Source organism: Paratissierella segnis, assembly GCF_014385195.1.
GTDB classification, from domain to species: Bacteria; Bacillota; Clostridia; order Tissierellales; family Tissierellaceae; genus Paratissierella; species Paratissierella segnis.
On sequence record NZ_JACRTG010000016.1, the window covers coordinates 43,109 to 58,474 of the forward strand.

Annotated in this window: 14 protein-coding genes; 12 read left to right on the forward strand and 2 right to left on the reverse strand. The window is 33.3% G+C overall.

Features of this window, described 5'->3' with window-relative positions:
- Nucleotides 1-217 precede the first annotated feature (217 nt).
- From H8707_RS05380 to H8707_RS05430, 11 genes are all read left to right on the forward strand, one after another.
- Nucleotides 218-1,075 carry an S-layer homology domain-containing protein gene (locus H8707_RS05380; protein WP_262429113.1) on the forward strand — a complete coding sequence of 286 codons (858 nt, stop codon included), beginning with the start codon at nucleotides 218-220 and terminating at the stop codon, nucleotides 1,073-1,075.
- A gap of 30 nt (nucleotides 1,076-1,105) precedes the next feature.
- Nucleotides 1,106-2,413 (forward strand): hypothetical protein, encoded by a 1,308-nt coding sequence (locus H8707_RS05385; protein ID WP_262429114.1) that lies wholly within the window; start codon nucleotides 1,106-1,108, stop codon nucleotides 2,411-2,413.
- A gap of 228 nt (nucleotides 2,414-2,641) precedes the next feature.
- A complete protein-coding gene (locus H8707_RS05390; protein ID WP_262429115.1) occupies nucleotides 2,642-2,872 on the forward strand; it encodes a hypothetical protein in 231 nt (76 codons plus the stop codon).
- Nucleotides 2,873-2,898: 26 nt separating this feature from the next.
- Complete coding sequence (locus H8707_RS05395) at nucleotides 2,899-4,548, forward strand: PucR family transcriptional regulator (RefSeq protein WP_262429116.1); 1,650 nt, start codon at nucleotides 2,899-2,901, stop codon at nucleotides 4,546-4,548.
- Nucleotides 4,549-4,810: 262 nt separating this feature from the next.
- The gene (locus H8707_RS05400) at nucleotides 4,811-6,046 is read left to right on the forward strand and encodes a cytosine permease (protein WP_262429117.1); all 1,236 of its coding nucleotides are present in this window, start codon (nucleotides 4,811-4,813) and stop codon (nucleotides 6,044-6,046) included.
- Nucleotides 6,047-6,072: 26 nt separating this feature from the next.
- Entirely contained in the window at nucleotides 6,073-6,894 is an 822-nt protein-coding gene (locus H8707_RS05405; protein ID WP_262429118.1) for a nitrilase-related carbon-nitrogen hydrolase, read from the forward strand.
- A gap of 100 nt (nucleotides 6,895-6,994) precedes the next feature.
- Nucleotides 6,995-8,056: a DUF917 domain-containing protein gene (locus tag H8707_RS05410; protein WP_262429119.1), complete on the forward strand. Its 1,062-nt coding sequence runs from the start codon at nucleotides 6,995-6,997 to the stop codon at nucleotides 8,054-8,056.
- A 12-nt stretch (nucleotides 8,057-8,068) separates the two neighbouring features.
- Nucleotides 8,069-9,001 (forward strand): DUF1177 domain-containing protein, encoded by a 933-nt coding sequence (locus H8707_RS05415; protein WP_262429120.1) that lies wholly within the window; start codon nucleotides 8,069-8,071, stop codon nucleotides 8,999-9,001.
- Nucleotides 9,002-9,012: 11 nt separating this feature from the next.
- Nucleotides 9,013-9,693 carry an AroM family protein gene (locus H8707_RS05420; protein ID WP_262429121.1) on the forward strand — a complete coding sequence of 227 codons (681 nt, stop codon included), beginning with the start codon at nucleotides 9,013-9,015 and terminating at the stop codon, nucleotides 9,691-9,693.
- A gap of 16 nt (nucleotides 9,694-9,709) precedes the next feature.
- Entirely contained in the window at nucleotides 9,710-10,651 is a 942-nt protein-coding gene (locus H8707_RS05425) for an aminopeptidase (RefSeq protein ID WP_262429122.1), read from the forward strand.
- A gap of 14 nt (nucleotides 10,652-10,665) precedes the next feature.
- Nucleotides 10,666-11,505, forward strand: a complete 840-nt coding sequence (locus H8707_RS05430; protein ID WP_262429123.1) for a hypothetical protein — start codon at nucleotides 10,666-10,668, stop codon at nucleotides 11,503-11,505.
- Between the two features lie 54 nt (nucleotides 11,506-11,559).
- Here the strand turns inward: H8707_RS05430 and H8707_RS05435 are convergent, their stop codons facing one another.
- Nucleotides 11,560-12,378 carry a putative ABC transporter permease gene (locus H8707_RS05435; RefSeq protein ID WP_262429124.1) on the reverse strand — a complete coding sequence of 273 codons (819 nt, stop codon included), beginning with the start codon at nucleotides 12,376-12,378 and terminating at the stop codon, nucleotides 11,560-11,562.
- A 211-nt stretch (nucleotides 12,379-12,589) separates the two neighbouring features.
- Here H8707_RS05435 and H8707_RS05440 point away from each other — a divergent pair, with 211 nt between their 5' ends.
- Nucleotides 12,590-13,933, forward strand: a complete 1,344-nt coding sequence (locus H8707_RS05440) for a hemolysin family protein (protein ID WP_262429125.1) — start codon at nucleotides 12,590-12,592, stop codon at nucleotides 13,931-13,933.
- Between the two features lie 39 nt (nucleotides 13,934-13,972).
- Here the strand turns inward: H8707_RS05440 and H8707_RS05445 are convergent, their stop codons facing one another.
- Nucleotides 13,973-15,241 (reverse strand): ArsB/NhaD family transporter, encoded by a 1,269-nt coding sequence (locus H8707_RS05445; protein WP_262429126.1) that lies wholly within the window; start codon nucleotides 15,239-15,241, stop codon nucleotides 13,973-13,975.
- Nucleotides 15,242-15,366 lie beyond the last annotated feature (125 nt).

The following is a 15,366-nucleotide window of genomic DNA, read 5'->3' on the forward strand; positions in this document are numbered from 1 at the left end:
AGTAATCTTACACTTAACAAGCTATCACCTCTGGTAAGAATATAAGTTAATTTGATTATACAATAAATAGTCGGATTATATCTTGAAAACCAATAAAACTGGGTTGCAGATTCTGCAGTCCGGTTTTATTTTTTTAAATATTTTAGTGAACAATTAAAATAATGAATATATTTATGCTTGTACTAATATTATATATTAAAAAGGAAGGAGGAAGTCGATGAAAAAACAACAGAAGAAATCTAAAGAGCAGAATAGATTAATTTGTATTGTAATGTTGGCAGTTATCCTACTATGTCCAGTATTTTCTTATGCCAGTTTTAGCGACATTGAAGGCTATTGGGGGGAAGAAGTGATTCTAAACTGGACAAATAAAGGACTTGCTAAAGGCTATAATGATGGAACATTTAGACCCAAAAATGAGATTACAAGAGCAGAATTTATGAGTCTTATAAACAATGCATTTGGATTTACAGAAGAGGTAGATATCGATTTTAAGGATGTATTAGAAGGGAAGTGGTATCTTAGCACTATTAAAAAGTCAAAGGCAGCAGGCTATATAAATGGATATGAAGATGGCACTATAAGGCCTGACAAATTAATCACAAGAGAAGAAGTCGCATCCATAATCGCAAAAATGACCAACCTCAATCAGTATGAAGAAGGTTCAAAAATGTTTAAAGATCAGGAACGGATGAAGTGGAGCCGAGGCTATATCGGAGCTGTTGCCAATGAGAAATATATGGCAGGGTATCCTGATGGAAACTTTAAACCATTGAACAATATAACTCGTGGGGAGGCGATATTTGCACTAGATAATATAATAAATAAGGCAGGGATTCAAATAATAGCAAAACAGGACTTCCTAGGAATCACATATATACATGTAATATGGAATAAGGAAAGCCAACCATTGAAAGTCATAGCAAATGGAAATGAATTGAAGTTTGACAAAGATGATGGAAAATGGAAGGGAACATCGCTTTACTTAAATATAGGAGATGAAGTAGAAATAACAGCGATTGGAAATGGTATGGAGTATAGGAAAACTGTATTCGTTAAGGACATTGCAGACTAGAAATAATGAGAAAAAGGGAGGAGAGCTTAAATGAAAAAACTATTTACAAAAAAGACCATATCTTTAATTATGGTAATACTTGTAATGATTTCTACTATAGGGTTTGCAAATGCTGGGGGAAATGATGTTGTAATAAAATCAATTATTTTCCAAGATGAAAATAATAATATGGTTTATGTTGATTATGCTGAAGCAATTGAACAATCCCTAGAGGGGGATAAAGCTCTTTATGATGCAATAGTACATTATGTAGGAATTGCAGAAGAAAAGGGAAGATTAGTATATCTTGAGACTGAGGCGGGCGTATATTTGGACTACGGGAAGGCATTGACAGATAATCTTTCTAGGCTTGCAGATATAATCGATGTAGAGAAATATATAGTTAGAGGAGAAATTAAATATACCCATGAGCTGTGGATTGATGATGGTAAACCAGTTATTACAGATCCGGAAGCAAAACCGGCACAACTAGTAAGTATAACAGAGGTAGATGGAATAGAAGTAGAAATAGGGACTACGGAAGAGACAGCAAAAAGTATGTTGCCAAGTAGTACAACAATATTGGATAGCAGAGATAGGACCCATACTGTGGCTTTGGATTGGGCTATAGAAAATTATGATAAGGATGTAATAGGAAACTATAATGCAATCGGCAGATTTGAATTACCAAGGGGAGTTGTAAATAAGAAGGGTATAGACCTTAAAGTAGAAGCTATAGTAAAAGTATTTGAACCCGTAGTCGAACCGGAATTTCCGGTAGAAGTGGAAAGTGTGTTTATAATAAAGAGTGAAATTACTGAAAACACTTATGCTAACATAAATATTAAAGAAGAGTATGTATCAATAGTAGAAGAAGTAAAAGTTGATGGGAAGTTAGCAAATCAAATTGAAGATAATTCTGCACAATGGAGAATTAAAGTTGAAGAGGAAACTACAGCTGAAGATCTAAAAGGAAGGATATCGGTTAGTACGATAGTTAAGGAAGGTAAAGTACAGGTAGGGCTTTACAAAAACTATAGAATAGCAGGTAATGGTATTAATTTTGGAGAACTAAAAGGGTCATTTTATATTAAAAATAAAATAACCGGTAAAGAATATAAGGAAGGTACTTCACCTTGGAATTCAAAATATCTTTATCAGATGAAAGACATACCGATCGGAGAATATACAATTCATTTTGATGTTCCTGAAGGAATGGATATCCTTAAAGTTCAAATAGGCAATTCATATGATGAAACAGATTATGATGCAGAAACAAACCCTCTTGTTGTGAAGGAAACTGGGAAAGGTATATATGATAATGTGATCATATTGCTAAAAGATAAGGCGCTTGAATAGTGAGCATTATTTGGTTACTCAAAGAATGTGCTGATGTAGTTTGAGAATATGTGTAAAGAAAAAAGATAGTGTATATCATATATCATGCACTATCTTTTTTTAAGGAGGATCCCACCTAATACCTCTTCACTCTTAGCTCTTAGTTCTTAACTATCTTTTCGATTGTGAATTGTAATGATTTTATGTTATACTGAATTACATGTTATATTCCGAGTAGGTGTAAATGTGATGGAACAAATTGATATGTTTGATATAATAAATACTAAGAATGAAATTCCGGATAAGAAAATTCCGAAAACAGCAGTACTAAAGAAAAAAGAACTTTGGTGCCCATACTGCTCAAAACCCGTAATATTTACTGCGGATAGGGTATTGGGTGTTAAAAGGTGTCCCTATTGTGGTATAAGCAATAAGGACTATAATGTGAAGATGGTAAATGATAGATGGATTAAAAGATGAGATACAGTTTAAAGGGGCGAGTATGGATGAGTGACTATATTCAAAATCTTATAAATGATATGAAACGTGTAAAATCAGATTATGGAGAAGAAAGCTTATCTGTGAAAGAAGTCCTTAACCTTCCGGCGTTTAAAGGATATAAACTGTTAGCTGGAGGAGAAGGACTTGAAAAGAGGTGTAAACATATCATTATACTTGAAACTCCTACTGGGATTGACTGGTTAGAAGGTGGGGAATTTTTATTAACAACAGGTTATGCGTTTATATATAATGAAGAGTATAAAGAAAGAATGATGATTGATGCAAATGCAAAGGGTGTTTCAGCTATCGGAATAAAGAAAAATAGATATTTTGGAAACATAAGTAACAAATTGATTGCTGAAGCAAATGAATTTAAAATACCTCTTATTGAAATCCCCTATGATGTTGTTTATACCAGCACAATCTCAAGCTTTTATGATATGCTTTTTTATAGAAAAAATGAATATATTTTAAAGTTAAATGATATTTATGAGAAGCTTATTAATCTATCATTTGAAAACAAGAACATTGATGGCATTATTTATTCCTTATCGAATCTATCTAACTCTAATGTGTTTTTATTTGATGATTCATATAATCTTATGTGTTACAATATTATCAATCCTGAGAAATATGACAGGTTATCTATAATCAGTCCTTTCAATAAGATGAATATAAACATGATAAAACAAATTGAGAATTCTGTATTTAATGCAGAAATACATAACTCGTTTATAAGTTTATATCCGATAATTGTAAAGGGTAAAAATGTAGCATATGTATATATCACTAATGAAATGAAATTGGATAAACTGGCAAAAAGGACGATTGAATACGGGATTTCAATTATATCTATGAAATTGGAAACTGAACGGACAACAAGTATTTTAAAGTCTAGAGTCAATAAGGCATCGGTTGAAATCATGTTAAATAGCAATGAGCTTCCAGATGAATTTTATAAAAATGTTGAACTCAATTTAAATTGGGATGAAGAAGGCCTTCTTTACGGAATATGTATCAAATTAAACTTAAAGGAAGATGAAGATATTGATGAGCACCAGTCAATTATTTATAATTGTTTAAATAGCATAATTGATAAAAATAATTACCTATCCACGGTTAATAATGATGAAATTTTTATTGTAATAAAGTGCAAGTCTTCAGACTTAATTGATGATTTTCTGTCAAGATTAGTTGAACAAATTAAAATCTACGAAGATATATTTAAGGAATCCATAGGTGTAGCAAGACCATATAAAGAACTGAAAGATATTAAGAAACTTTATGAAGAAGCAAGTTTGGCAGTTCTTTTTAGCGATAATGATATAATTTTTTACAATTCTTTGGATACTATAAAATTGCTTTATCCTCTCAAGAATAGCAGTGAAATTCAGAAATATTATAAAGGAACCATAAAAAGTTTGGAAAAATATGATAAGAAATGTGGAACCAATCTAATGGAAACATTGGAAACCTATTTTAAATATAATTTTAAAAAATCTTTGGTTGCAGATAAATTATATATTCATGTGGAGACTTTAAGGTATAGACTCAATAGAATTGAAGAAATTACAGGTTATTCTCCAGATGACAGTGAGGGATTATTTGCACTTCAAATGGGATTAAAACTAAAGAAATTAATCAAAATAAAATAGGAAATATTCATTTAAAACTGATTTGATTTATGAACTTACATAAATTGAATCAGTTTCTTTTATGCTTTCATATGATTGTTAAGTAAAGTGTAAATTGTTATACTATTTAATAAATAATCATATTACCTTGTAAAAGAGATTAATAACTAAAACAAAGGTGGGGAAGCTCATGAATAGATAAAATCAATAGTAGAGGAAGATTATAGTAGGGATTTGAAATTTTTTAAATTTTTTGATGATCTTAAAACTTGGAGGTGTTAATATGTCAATTGATAGGGAAAATCAATTATCAACTAGTCGAGTCCCCGATAATGAACGTGTAGGATGGAAAGCCCCTTTATTTAACATGCTTGGAAGTAACATTGCTATTTCAGAGCTGATGGTCGGAGGAACTCTTATTGCAGGTATGACATTTAAAGAAATGCTTTTGACTTCTTTTATAGGAAATATACTTTTAGTTTTTATTTTAGCAATTCAAGGATATATGGGATCTAAGGAAGGATTGAATACCTATGTATTAGCTGAAAGCGTTTTTGGTGAAAAAGGCGGCAAATTTATAATTTCAAGTATATTAGCAATTAGTAGCTTTGGATGGTTTGGAATACAAACTGGTGTTGCAGGGTTGTCGGTGCAAAAGATATTTCCAAACATAAATCTAACCCTTGCTACAATTGTTTTAGGCTTATTGATGATGGTTTTTGCAGTTTTCGGATTTAAAGCAATGGCAAAGTTTAATTATGTAGCTGTTCCTGCATTAATTATACTTATGGCATGGGGAGTTTTTAAAGCTACATCTATTAATAGCTTTGATTCAATTCTAAGTTATACTCCTAGTGAGACTATAAGTCTCGGAGAAGGTCTAAATATGGTAATCGGCTTAATAATTGTTGGAGCTGTTATTTCACCTGATCAACTTAGATTCACTAAGGGGTTGAAAGATATTATAATAATCGGGGTTGTAGGGTTTGCAATAATTTCTGTATTTCAACAAGCTGCTGCAGGGATTCTTGCAATGAATTCACCTTCTTGGGATATAACTCAAGTACTTGCAGATTTAGGATTTGGTACAATAGCGTTTTTAATATTATTATTAGCTTCATGGTCTACAAATGTTGGGAATGCTTATTCTGGGGGATTAGCACTTAAAAATATTTTTTCGAATGTAAGTAGAGATAATTTAACACTTATAGCTGGTGTTATAGGTACTATAATTGCTGCTACAGGTATAATTTTTAAGTTTGAAAACTTTCTTAGTTTGTTAAGCAATACAGTTGCGCCTATGGCAGGAGTTATGTGGATTGATTATTATATTATAAACAAGCAAAAACTAATAAAAAGAACAAATATTAATTTCAATGCACTTATTTCATGGATTATAGGTTCGATTGTATCTTTCATTTCCACTAAATATAATTTGTTTATTCCTCCTATAAATGGAATTTTTATTAGCGCTATTATTTATTATGGCTTGATGAAAATATCAGTAAAAGATTCTTAAATTAATGTATAGAAAGGATGATTTAAATGAGCAGATTAGTAAATATAGGAATTATTCAATTTGAGTCAGCTTTAGGGAAAGTAGAAGAAAATGTTTCCAAAGCGGTGAAATTAATAAAAGAGGCAGCTGATAAAGGGGCTAATATCGTGTGTTTGCCTGAATTGTTTGCAACTGGTTACAATTTAGACATTCTTAAAGAAAAGATGGTAGATTTAAGTATACAATATTATGATTATACATGTGAAAATATGTCTCAAGCTGCAAAAGATAATAATCTATATGTCTTAGCATCTTTTGGTGAAATTAGGGAGGTTCCGGGGATTGTTTACAATTCAACCATAGTTTTTGACGATATTGGAAATAAGGTAGGTAGTTTTGCAAAAAGTCATTTATGGGCGTTAGATAGATTGTATTTTCGTGAAGGATCAGATTATCCGGTATTTGATACAAAGTATGGGAAAATAGGAATAATGATATGCTACGATTCAGGCTTTCCAGAGGCAGCGAGATCATTATGTTTAGGAGGTGCAGAAATAATCTTTATTCCTGCTGCATGGAGAATCCAAGATGTTGATATGTGGGACTTAAATATGTCTCAACGTGCACTGGAAAACATACTTTTTACGGTAGGAGTCAATAGAGTTGGGATGGAAGATGATTTACATCTTTTTGGGAAAAGCAAAATATGTAATCCCAGGGGAAAGGTTGAATGTGAATTACCTATGGATAAAGAAATGGTTGAAGTATTTTCTATTGATTTAGATGATGTTAATAAATTTAGGACTGAAATATCATATCTTAGAGATCGTAAACCGCAAATTTACCATAAGTTGATTGAGAATAATTAAAAAATACAGGCTACTAGTAGCCTGTATTTAATTTTTAAATCGTTCAATAAATTGCTTATTATGAATGTGTAAAAACACAATAAAAAACGGAGGTGTAAGCATGAAACTTAATAAGGAGATGCTGAAATATGCATTGGTAGGAGGAACAATCCTAGGAGGCGGTGGAGGAGGTTCCTCAGAGCTTGGAAGTGCATCCGGCAGTATTGCTCTGGATTATGGAGATTTGAATCTTATGGATATATCCGAAATTGATGATGATGTATTGATTGTTACCGCATCTTCCGTAGGAGCACCTGCTGCTGCAGATAAATTTTTAAAGCCTAGGGATTATGTAAGAACTGTTGAAATATTGGAGGAAAATATGGGATTAAAAGTTGGCGGAATCATAACCAATGAAAATGGTGGAGCAGCTACCATCAATGGATGGATACAGTCAGCTATATTAAATATTCCATTGATAGATGCTCCGTGTAACGGAAGAGCACATCCAACCGGAACAATGGGAGGCATGGGGCTTAACAATATTCCCGGATTTATTTCCTATCAAGCATATGCAGGGGGAAATCCTGAGTTAAAAAACAGAGTGGAGGGCTTTATCAGCGGGGATATATTTAAGGCTTCGGCTGTAGTTAGACAAGGAGCTGTACATGCCGGCGGATTAGTTGCTGTTGCAAGAAATGTAGTAAAAGCTAAATATATTAAAGAAAATGGAGCAATAAATGGCGTTAGTCATGCAATAGAAACCGGCAAAAAATTCTATGAAGGATTAGCTACATCTCCTGCAGAAGCCATAAAGTCCGTAGTAGATTTTCTAAACGGAGAAGTTGTTGTAGAAGGATTGGTTTCTGAATTTGAACTTGTTACAAAGGGTGGATTTGATGTAGGCAAGGTTATAGTAGATGGTGTTGAAATGACATTTTGGAATGAGTATATGACACTTGAAAATAAAGATAAGAGATTGTATACATTCCCGGATCTTATTATGTCCTTCGACGAGGAATCCGGAAAACCTATTACAACTGCAGATATTAAAAAAGGCATGAATATTGTAATTATAGCTACTAAGAAGAACAATATAAAATTAGGTGCCGGAATGCATGATTTAAATCTTCTTAAGGAAATCGAACCCATAGTAAACAAGGAAATAGTAAAATATGTATAACGGAGGTGTAAAATGCTATTAAAACAAATTTTAGATGTATATGAACACGTAGATACAGCAACAGCAAGCGGTCAGAAGATGAAAGAATATATGGAGACCCTCGGTGCTAAGAATATAGAGGTAAAGACCATAAGAGGAGAAAAGGGAAAGACGGATTTTGTAAGAATAAAAATTCCGGGACTAAAAGGAAAATCAAAAGGTATGGATGCTCCTACACTTGGGGTGCTTGGAAGATTAGGAGGCATCGGTGCAAGACCGGAAATGATAGGAATGGTTTCAGATGGAGATGGGGCTATTGTAGCATTAGCTGTTGCAGCTAAATTACTTGATATGCAAGCTAAAGGTGATTTTTTGGACGGAGATGTTATAATATCCACACATATTTGTCCCGATGCACCAACTCAGCCTCACAAACCGGTGCCTTTTATGGGATCTCCGGTTGATATGGCTACTGTAAATAAAGAAGAAGTAAATGGAGAGTTAGATGCCATATTATCAATTGATACGACTAAGGGCAACAGAGTAATTAACCATAGAGGATTTTCTATTTCTCCAACTGTAAAAGAAGGATATATCTTAAAGGTAAGTGATGATTTATTGGATATCATGCAAACTACAACAGGGAAATTGCCTGTAGTATTTCCTATAACTACTCAAGATATAACGCCTTATGGAAATGATGTTTATCATTTAAACAGCATATTGCAGCCATCCACAGCAACAAATGCTCCTGTTGTCGGAGTTGCCATTACATCTGAGGTTGCTGTCCCCGGTTGTGCCACAGGAGCAAGCCATCCATTTGATTTGGAGCAAGCTGCTAGGTTCGTACTTGAGGTTGCAAAATCATTTGGAAGAGGAAATTGCGATTTCTTTGATAAGGATGAATTTAAGAAATTAAATGAATTGTACGGAAGTATGAATCACATTCAAACTCTAGGAAAATAGGAGGGTTAATCGTGAAAAGAAAACTTGGAGCTATTACAATCGGACAATCGCCTAGGGATGATGTCATCCCTGAAATGTTGCCGTATTTAGGTGAAAATGTTGAAGTAATACAAGCAGGTGCTTTGGATGGATTAACATATGAGGATATATTAAAATTTAAACCTGAAAAAGGCGATTATGTTTTAGTATCAAAACTTAAGGATGGCAGAAGTGTAAAATTTGCTGAAAAACATATTTTACCGAGATTGCAATCATGCATAGATAAGCTGGAATCTGAAGGTGCAGATACAATTTTATTTATCTGTACAGGAGTATTTCCTGATATATTTTCATCCACTAAGCCTATATTATATCCACAGAAGATATTGCATAGTGTTACGCCAAATCTTATAGGCAAGGGAAAACTAGCTGTAATTACTCCTGATAAAGATCAGGTAGTTCAGTGTCAAAAAAAATGGAGCGAAACGGGAGTTGATGTGGTGGTAGTCAATGCTTCCCCTTATGCTGAAGAAGATGAACTTGCTAAATCAATTGAAAGATTGAAAAATTATGAAGATATTGATATTATAGTAATGGATTGTATAGGATATAATCAAGAAATGAAAAATAGAGTAGCTATGGGAACTAAAGTACCTACAGTGGTAGCTAGAACCATGGTAGCAAGAGTTCTTGGAGAAATACTCAATCCATGATAATGAGGTGATGATTATGAGTAAAAAATCTGGCAATAGAATTGTAATTGAGGATTGCATGGGTGTTAAAGACAGTGAAAATGTACTGATATTAACAGATGATAAGAAACAGGATATTGGCATGTCTTTGTATAATGAAGCAAAAAATCTTTGTAAAGAAGCTGTTTTGATGGTTATGGAGCCTAGAAAGGTAAGCGGAGAGGAACCTCCGGAAGTAGTTGCTGAGGCTATGAAAAATTTTGATGTGATCATATGTCCAACTTCTACGTCAATTACGCATACAAATGCTAAAATCAATGCAATCAAGGCAGGCGCCAGATTGGCAAGTATGCCTGGCATAACAAAGGAAATGTTTGAAAAAGGTGCAATTACTGCTGATTATGGTGAGGTAGAAGCACTTACATTAAAATTTACCGAACTTCTAACAAAAGCAAAAACAGCTAAGATTATTAAAGATGGACATACTCTTCAGATGTCATTAGAGAATAGAAAAGGAGTTCCCAGCACGGGAATATATAGAAATCCGGGAGAGGCAGGCAATCTCCCATCCGGAGAGGCATATATAGCACCTGTCGAAGACTCTGCAAACGGAAGCATGATAATCGATGGAAGTATGGTTGGAGTAGGGCTATTAAAATCTCCCCTTTATGTAGAGCTGAAAGATGGAAAACTTGTTAAGCTTGAAGGAGAAGACTCGGATAAGCTACAAATATTATTCGATAATGACAATAATTCCACAATAGGAGAGCTGGGAATCGGAACAAACCCTGCTGCAAGGCTTACAGGAGTAATTCTGGAAGATGAAAAAATATATGGAACTGTTCACATAGCCTTTGGCACTAACGTATCATTTGGGGGAATCAATAAAGCAAATTGTCATCTTGATGGGATTATAATTGAACCAACCTTATATTTAGATGATCAACTTGTAATGGAAAATGGAAAAGTCTTAATATAAGCAGGAGTGATTCAATGAAAAAAGCACAAGTGACATTAACTGTAGAGGAAGGCAAAGAAATAATTGCATTGGGAATGTTAAATCATCCGATATTGATTGACACAATGAAAGACGGGAAAATACTCTTTAAAGGAGGAACTACGGTATCTAAAATTACAGAGAAGTTATTGAACGTTGAGCTTAGGATAAGCGGCAGAATAACTCCTCGAGGGACTGTTGCCGGGAAGACTGTGGTTGAAGGACCTCATTCAATTGTATACAATAAAGGTAAATGGTCAAATATAGATGATGAAATAGTAGACGAAGTCTTGAAATTTACACACAGAGACCTTATAATATGCGGTGCAAATGCATTTGACAATAATGGAAATGCAGCAATTATGGCAGGCAGCCCCGGAGGCGGAGCTGTAGGTCAATCTTTGAGCTCGTGGTATACTGAAGGTGCTAAAGTAATCATTCCTGTTGGGATTGAAAAAATGATTCCCGGAGACTTGAGAGAAATTATAAAAAAGAGCGGCAGAACCGGAAAATCATTGTCTTGGGGAATGTCAGTTGGTTTGATGCCCCTATATGGAGAGTTATTTACAGAAATCGAGGCCATTAAAACTTTAGCTGATGTAGACTGTTTTCCCATAGGCGCAGGAGGATTGGGAAATGCGCAAGGAAGCATAACACTGGAAATTCATTCCTCATCCGATAGCGAATATGAGAAGATAATTGTTATTCTTAAGGATGTAAAGTCAAGAGAACATAAAATTGGCGGAATAGAGGAATCCCTTGTGGAATGTGAAGCAATTTGTGACAATTGCAAGAGACATATTGGATGCGGCTATAAATCAAAAAGAGTTAAGTAAAATAAACGGTCAAGTAAGATGATTGGATCTAACTTGACCGTTTTTTTGTTTGTTTTAATCGTTTTTGTGATGATCAATTTTATCGAGTTTCTTTTTAATATTTGGGAATGCTTCTTCCAAACGCTTGTGTACGAAGCTCTTCTCTTTTTTTATACTTTCATATTTCATTTTTAATTCTTCTATTTTTTGTTTACTATCATTAAAATTGTCTTCAATTTCTAATTTCTGTTCATCAAGTTTTGTTTTTATATTTTCCTTGGTTTTGATTGCTAAGGTCATGCCTTTGTAAATATATTCACCTACATCCTCAGAGTATGATTGCAGATTTTCTGCAATTTCTTCGAGAATCTTCAATTTTTTCTTTATTTCCAAGATACCTGAGACTGTTATAATAAAGTCGGCTATAAAGCATCCTGACACCAATATCAACAACAATAAACCAATTTTATTTTGCAAGAAAGACACTAAAACTGTTATCATAGGGTGAACTATATTTAAGATTAATATAGCTCCTAGACCCCAAGCTATCGAAAAGGTCAGGCAGATATATCCCTTTATATTGAAGGGTTCCTGTGAGTAATTCCACCATTTATCATGAAATATTTTTTCCAATACAAACCCTGTAATAAATTCCAGCATAGATGTAAGTAGTACCGAGCCTATAAATAATAGTAAAAAATTATTTGATAATGGCGTTAAAAAGAAAATTAAAATGACCATACCGACACCATAAATAGGACATACGGGTCCATTTAAAAACCCTCTATTTATAAATTTTTTAGATTTGACAACATGATAAGATACCTCTAAACACCAACCAAGAAAAGCATAAATCATAAAGAACCATAAATATTCAAATAAAGAATATTCCAATAGAAAACCTCCTATACAAAAGATAATAATAGAATATATTATAACAAAAAAAGATTGAAATGCCAAAATTCTTTTTTTAATACTTTGTCATCCCGGGCATTAGTAATATATTTAACATAAAAATTATGAGTTATATTTAAATGATTGATATTTTATGTTATTATAGTAATATTAAAAAATATAATAGTAATTAATTGCTAGGAGGTAAAAAATGGATTCTGACCCTGGAGCCAATATTTTGGGGCAATTGTTTGTAATCTTTATTTTAATTTTGTTAAATGCTTTTTTCGCGGCATCAGAAATGGCAATAGTATCACTCGATAAGAAAAAACTAGCCATACAAGCTGATGAAGGCGATAAAAGAGCAGAAATGTTGTTGGATTTACTCAAGGAACCATCAAGATTTTTATCCACAATACAAGTAGGCATAACCTTTGCAGGTTTTTTCTCATCTGCACAAGCAGCTGTTGGAATTTCAGATATATTAGGAAAGAGTTTAGTGAATATTGGAATTCCGTTTGGAAATGATATAGCCTTTATAGGTGTTACTTTTATACTGTCATATATAACTCTAGTTTTTGGAGAGTTGGTACCCAAGAGAGTTGCATTGCAGAATTCTGAGAAATTTGCTAAATTTGCTATCAAACCTATTAAACGCGTTGCAAAGATTATGAATCCTTTTATTACATTTCTTTCATTTTCAACAAATCTCATAATGCGTATATTTGGATTTAGCAATGAAGGAGTGGAGGAAAAAGTTACCGTTGAGGAGATTCGTTCTCTGGTAGAAGTTGGTCAAGAGCAAGGCGTAATCAATCCTATTGAGCGTGAGATGATCGATAGTGTTATGGGATTTGATGATAAACTTGCAGAAGAGATAATGACTGCAAGAACTGAAGTCTTTATGATTGATATAGAAGATCCGATTGAAATTTATTTGAAAGAAATGTTAGGACTTAAATATTCAAGAATTCCGGTTTATGAAGAGGATCTAGATAATATAATTGGAATTTTGTATATAAAAGATTTTCTCCTTGAAGCTTACAACTCCGGATTTGATAATATTGACATTGAGAAAATACTGCGTCCGGCATATTTTGTTCCTGAGAGGAAAAATATAAATGATTTGTTTCTTGAGATGCAATCAAAAAGGTTACATATGGCAGTTTTGATTGATGAATATGGTGGATTTTCCGGAGTCGTAACGATGGAAGACCTTATTGAGGAAATCATGGGGGATATCGATGATGAATATGACCATGACGAACCCGATATTAGGACAATTGACAATATGAACTTTTATGCAAAGGGTTCTGTTTCTATTAAGGAATTAAATAGTAAAATAGGAACTGAACTTGATGAGGACTCTGAGGATTATGATACTCTTGGAGGATTTTTAATTGATATTTTAGGTTATATACCGGATGATGGCGAACAGAAAAAAGTTGAATACGAAAATGTCGTATTTTATATAGAAGAAGTATTAGATAAAAGGATACAATTAGTAAAGATCACTATTAAAAAAAATACAGATGAAACCGATGAATTACAGTAATATAAAACACTCTTTGAACTTCAAAGAGTGTTTTAATTACTAGGCCCAAATCAACCAAATCATTACATAGCCTACGGTTACAGCAGCCAATGTAAATGGAACACCTATTTTCATAAATTGTTTTGCACTTACTTCGTATCCGTCTTTACGCAATATTCCCAGAGCAGCAATATTTGCAGAAGCTCCGATAGGAGTCATATTTCCTCCCAGAGTTGCACCTGTAAGTAATCCAAAATATAGAATATATGGATCTATATTCAGTAAACTTGCGATAGAAGCGGTAACAGGCAGCATAGTAGCTACATAAGGTATATTGTCAATAAAAGCTGAGAATAATACTGATGCCCAAACGATTAGAGTATATATCACAAATAGATTATCCTTGCTTAGTTTGACAAACAGTTTACTAATGTCATTTATCACACCTGCTTCTGTTATGCCGCCGATTACAATAAACAACCCTGTTAACAAAAGAATGGTAAAATAATCTATCTCTTTAACTGCATTTAAGGCAACTGTAGTATTTTTTCTTGTAAATATGTCTTTTACGATACCAACGATAAATAAGGCTACACAGATGATTCCATTAATCGTGCTAGGCATATTTGGTAAGAAAGAAGCTACAATCAATAAGACTATCATTAGAATTAGTAAAAATGATGGAAAATAATCATGAACTTTTGTCCTTTCCGTTTTATTTATTGGTTGCTTTTCACCTCTGAATAAATACATCAATACGAAAGTTGATGCCAATGCTCCGGCTTGTACTACCCAGAACAATCCGGGTTTTCCTTTGAAAAAGAAAAAATCCAAGAAATTAAGATTGGCAAATCCGCCAAGCAATATTGACGTTGTATCTCCAACCAATGTAGCAGCCCCTTGAAGGTTCGATGCAACAGCAATGGCTATTATGCTGTTAACCGGAGATATTTTAAGTTTTTTTGCAATATCCAAGGCTACAGGTGCTACCATTAAAACAGTTGCCACATTATCCACAAATGCAGAAATAATGCCTGCAAATAATGACAATGATATAATTGCCCATTTGACATTTGGCATTTTTTCAAGAATGATATCGGCAAGCAATGCCGGCATCTTTGATTCAATGAATAACGATACAATCCCCATAGTTCCTGCAATCATTAAAATAACATTCCAGTCTACAGTAGAAAATACTTTGTTCATAGGTAATATTCCTGTAAATACAAAGATTAAAGCTGATAATAGTGCGATATAAGCCCTGTAATTCGGTAAGGCAATTAATAATATGTACGTTAGTAAAAAGATTATAACAGCTAATGTCTTCAATATATCCTCCTTATTTTTAAGATTTTGAATGCAAACATTCAATTTACTGTTATTATATCATTTTTCGACAAAAAAACAATTATTAATCTATGTCATCACTCTGTGTAGGTTAATGGTAACCAAGG

Bases quoted from the DNA above. Each gene is read 5' to 3' on its own strand.
- H8707_RS05380 (WP_262429113.1), top strand. From the start codon at position 218: ATGAAAAAACAACAGAAGAAATCTAAAGAGCAGAATAGATTAATTTGT.
- H8707_RS05385 (WP_262429114.1), top strand. From the start codon at position 1,106: ATGAAAAAACTATTTACAAAAAAGACCATATCTTTAATTATGGTAATA.
- H8707_RS05390 (WP_262429115.1), top strand. From the start codon at position 2,642: ATGGAACAAATTGATATGTTTGATATAATAAATACTAAGAATGAAATT.
- H8707_RS05395 (WP_262429116.1), top strand. From the start codon at position 2,899: ATGAGTGACTATATTCAAAATCTTATAAATGATATGAAACGTGTAAAA.
- H8707_RS05400 (WP_262429117.1), top strand. From the start codon at position 4,811: ATGTCAATTGATAGGGAAAATCAATTATCAACTAGTCGAGTCCCCGAT.
- H8707_RS05405 (WP_262429118.1), top strand. From the start codon at position 6,073: ATGAGCAGATTAGTAAATATAGGAATTATTCAATTTGAGTCAGCTTTA.
- H8707_RS05410 (WP_262429119.1), top strand. From the start codon at position 6,995: ATGAAACTTAATAAGGAGATGCTGAAATATGCATTGGTAGGAGGAACA.
- H8707_RS05415 (WP_262429120.1), top strand. From the start codon at position 8,069: ATGCTATTAAAACAAATTTTAGATGTATATGAACACGTAGATACAGCA.
- H8707_RS05425 (WP_262429122.1), top strand. From the start codon at position 9,710: ATGAGTAAAAAATCTGGCAATAGAATTGTAATTGAGGATTGCATGGGT.
- H8707_RS05430 (WP_262429123.1), top strand. From the start codon at position 10,666: ATGAAAAAAGCACAAGTGACATTAACTGTAGAGGAAGGCAAAGAAATA.
- H8707_RS05440 (WP_262429125.1), top strand. From the start codon at position 12,590: ATGGATTCTGACCCTGGAGCCAATATTTTGGGGCAATTGTTTGTAATC.